Below are 3,996 nucleotides of genomic sequence, written 5' to 3'. Positions count from 1 at the left end.
TCGGCTGGTTAACGGAATACTGCTCACCGGGGAAATCCTGTTTCTCGTCATCATTATCAAGAGTATGATCATGCAGGTTCCCGAAGAGTGGTCCGTTCAACTTGTTGGGGCATTGCTTTTTCCTATTCCCATATTGCTCAATAAATTGAAAAAGTACCATGCTGCACGGTTGCTTTGCCTGCTGATCCCATTCTTCTATTTGAGCTCACTTACGTTGTACTGGGGCAGCGAAAGAGGGTCTCAACTGATCATATTTGCCTGTTCAGGACTTGCCGTACTGTTCTTTGACCGTACGGTATACGTTTACCTGCTCATTGCACTCGGAGGTTTGTGTATCATTACCGTAGAGATGTATAATTTCGATCATGAGTCCTTTTACCAGACAGAACAGCTAAAACTGGCCTATGTGATCAATATTATGATCACGATCATTCTTCTGGCCGTTATCTCTGCTATTTTCAGAAAGGAGAATGAAAAATATCAAAAGAGCATACAGAAGAAAAACAACCAGATCACCTATCAGCATTCTCAATTGCTAAGGTTGCATAACGATCTGAAAGAATCGGTGCGCCTGATCAAAGAGCAGACCAAATACGCTCAGACTATACAACAATCCATACTCCCTTTGAAAGAAGAAATGCGGGAAATGATGCCCGACCATTTCCTTTTCTTCAAACCGAGGGATTTGGTAAGCGGGGATTTTTACTTCGTAACCAAGATCAGGGAGAGGGTTTTTATTGCCGCAGTAGACTGCACAGGTCATGGAGTACCTGGGGCATTTATGAGCATGATAGGCTATAACCTGCTGCTGGAGGCCATCGAACTCAACTTCATTTTTGAACCTGCCAAAATACTGGATTACCTGCAACAAAGGATTGTCTATGCCCTGAGACAGCAACAAACCGATAACCGCGATGGCATGGATATCTCCATATGCGTGATTGACAGAGAGCAACAGGTATTGGAATATGCCGGGGCCAAACACCCGCTGTTGTTAATTGAAAATGGCGAAATGAGGAAAATTGAAGCTGACAGGGTTTCTATTGGCGGAATGCTGACCAGGCCCGATCATAAATTCCGAAACCATAAGTTTGAGCTTTCAAAGATCTCTGATTTCTACATGTTTACCGATGGATTCAGGGACCAGTATGGAGGAGGTGACTTCAAACGCTTTATGAGCAAACGCTTTCGTGAACTTCTGTTTAACAATCATCACATGAGGACATCAGATCAAAAGCGCGTGATAGAGCATACCTTTAGCGAATGGTGCGGTAGAAATGAACAGACCGATGATGTTTTGATCATAGGCGTGAAGCTATGATCAAAACATCAGGAAAAGTATTCTAGTCAATCATAGCAACCACCCTTGCAGGGGCAGCAGATGCACCTTTGATCTTCAAAGGAAATACCGCCACCTTAAAGCCTTGGAGAGGTAGCGATTTAAGGTTGGTTAACTGCTCCATGTGGCAATACTCCTTGTCTTGCCCTACAAGGTGCCCCTCCCAAAAGAGCCTGGAGTTGTTTTCTTCTTTAGCCCGTTTCACCATGTACTTTAAAGGCAGGTCCCAGCCCCACTGGTCAATTCCCATTACTTTTACCCCTTTGTCAATCAGCCATCTTGTAGCTTCGGCACTCATACCCGTGCCACGATCGGGAAACTCCTTTGTGCCCATATACTTGTCCCTGTCAGTGCGGATAAGGGCAATGGTACCCTGGCCGATGTTAAGGTTGTCCTTCTCCACCTGCCTGCTGATATCCTCAGAAGTAATAGGGTCATTATCCTCTTTATGGGTCATATTGATAACTACACCCGGGCCATAGCACCAATCCAAAGGCACCTCATCAATGGTTTTTGCGCGTTCACCATTGCAGGTCGGGCTATAGTGCCACGGGGCATCGATATGCGTGGCGGAGTGTACACCCATGTTTTTTATGGTATCATCGGCCCAGCCGGTAAACTTCTCCGGAAACAGCCGTTTGGGAAGGCCAAGAAAAAGGCGTATCAGCCAATGAGCTTTGTTGTGCGGTTTGTGCTTGATCTTGATCCGCATAAACCATGGGTCATTGGGGTTGTATTCAATGGTTTTGGACAGGTCTATTATTTGCATAAGCTTTGGTTAAGTTGGTTTCCGGAAAAAAATATCAGCGAGTATACAAAAGAAAATGATAACAGATTAATATCAGCCCTGTTTTGTAAACTCGCGGAAACCGGAAAATGCAATTAACCTGCTATAATTCAACGACCAAAGGCTCCAGCTTTTCGATAGTAACATGCTCCATGATCACCACTTTAAACCACTTGGGGTCTTTATGGTTGTCGGGTACAAGACCATACTTTTTGGCAACCCCGGCTTTGATGTCACTGCTTTTAATGGTCACAATATTGGAGCCATACTGACGATAATGTGCAATGCCCTTTTCATTTAGCCGGTTGCACAGCCAGTCTGCCCGGTTTAGCAAAACAAGAATTTTTTCTTTCCAGCCATAAGGGCCATAAGTCATCAAAATCATCCATACTGCAATGGCATTAGCACCGCTGCGGCTTCCTATCAAAGTGTAATCTTCACCTTCCACATAGCTGGCCTCTTTGGTGTTAGCATATGAAATCAGTCCTTTTCTACATAGAAAAATCCCCGTTCCATACGGAGCCTGTAGCATTTTATGGGCATCCAGTGTAATGGAATCTACTTTAGGGTTTGAAAAATTCAAAAGGTGGATATCCGTAGAAAAGGGAAAGAAAAAACCACCATAGGCACCATCAATATGGAGCTTATATTTGCAGCCCAACAGGTCAAGGGTATCCGTGTACAAATCTACATCATCAACAGACCCGAACATGGTAGTCATCATGTTGGCGATTACAATGAAATATTTATGCCCCTTATCCTGTTGCGTTTTAATAGTTTGTTCTACCTCTTTTTTATTCAGTGAGCGGTTGTTATCATCCACTTTCACATAAGCTATGCCGATGTTTAGTACATTGGCAGCTTTACTGGTAGAGTAGTGGCTGTCTTCCGAGCATAAGATACAGATCTCTTCCTGCCGGGCGCCCAGCTCTTCTTTAAAGTAATTTCGGTAAACCCAGATCGCCTGCATGTTGGCTTCTGTACCACCTGATGCCACATAGCCATCAAAACTGTCCGGAGCCCCCTTGAGTATTTCCTCGGAACATATTCTCACCAACTCCTTTTCGATCTCCTGAGTGCCTTTAAAGAAACTTTCAGACTTGCCCAGTGTGTGGCAGCCAATGTGGTTAGGGTTATGGATCAGGGTAGACAGGTAAGGAGCGTGGTCCAGAAATGGCGCATCCTGATAAAACACCTTGTCATCAAGATGTGAGGCCGGTATGCCCAGAATATTGGCTTCGTAATAGTTTACATTTTGTTTTAGAGCACCAAATACCCGCTCCTGAATTTCACCATGGGTAAGTTTTTTCCAGATACGCATTTCTTAAAAATTTGTGTTGTAATAATATTAGGCAAGCTATCACGACGGGATAGCGAAGTATTGAACCTCGTGCGGAACAGCGGCATAGCATGCGGCCGATGCTAATATAGGAAAGTTTGGATTAAAACAAACAGCTCTGGGGCGTGAGCTGGGTTAGAAGGGTAGAGGGATGTGTTTATTTTCGTTTTTCTCTGTATGCCTTCAATAATTTTAAGGTTTGCGCAGACACTTTGTTTCTCAGGAAAGGAGTGAAGCCCAGGAATATACCAACAGGACCCAATGCCATACGGCTCCATTTCCAGAAGTTAAAGCTGTCTTTATGCTCTATGATCTTACCATCTTTAAACTTGAAATGAGCTTTGATCTTGTTATGTACTGTTCTCCCGGTTTTGGAAAATGTGTAAGTGGCATGCCATCGGACAGAGCCTTCATCTCCATCAGCGGCAGCATCAAAATATTCGAGGTGCAGGTTTTTGGCCCCCGATAGCAACATTCGCCACATATCACCGACTTCGTCACCGCTTAACTTCCTGAAAACAGGGTCTTCGA

4 protein-coding genes are annotated in these 3,996 nt (G+C 44.3%); 1 reads left to right on the top strand and 3 read right to left on the bottom strand.

All coding sequences use genetic code 11. From position 1 onward, the window contains the following. Positions 1-1,321 (top strand): PP2C family protein-serine/threonine phosphatase (locus E1163_RS01930; RefSeq protein ID WP_155168908.1); only part of this gene is annotated, 1,321 nt, incomplete at its 5' end. Positions 1,322-1,343: 22 nt separating this feature from the next. On the opposite strand, the gene E1163_RS01925 is transcribed toward E1163_RS01930, so the two are convergent. The 3 genes from E1163_RS01925 to E1163_RS01915 form a co-directional block, all read right to left on the bottom strand. Continuing rightward, on the bottom strand, positions 1,344-2,108 hold the full coding sequence (locus E1163_RS01925) for a cyclase family protein (RefSeq protein ID WP_155168906.1): 765 nt from the start codon (positions 2,106-2,108) through the stop codon (positions 1,344-1,346). A gap of 121 nt (positions 2,109-2,229) precedes the next feature. After that, positions 2,230-3,447 (bottom strand): pyridoxal phosphate-dependent decarboxylase family protein, encoded by a 1,218-nt coding sequence (locus E1163_RS01920; RefSeq protein WP_155168904.1) that lies wholly within the window; start codon positions 3,445-3,447, stop codon positions 2,230-2,232. 175 nt (positions 3,448-3,622) lie between these two features. After that, on the bottom strand, positions 3,623-3,996 hold a 374-nt coding region (locus E1163_RS01915), incomplete at its 5' end, for a nuclear transport factor 2 family protein (RefSeq protein ID WP_155168903.1).

It is taken from the genome of Fulvivirga kasyanovii (assembly GCF_009711405.1).
Lineage (GTDB): Bacteria > Bacteroidota > Bacteroidia > Cytophagales > Cyclobacteriaceae > Fulvivirga > Fulvivirga kasyanovii.
The sequence above is the reverse complement of the archived record's forward strand: the minus strand, read 5'-3'. Positions and strand labels throughout refer to the sequence as shown.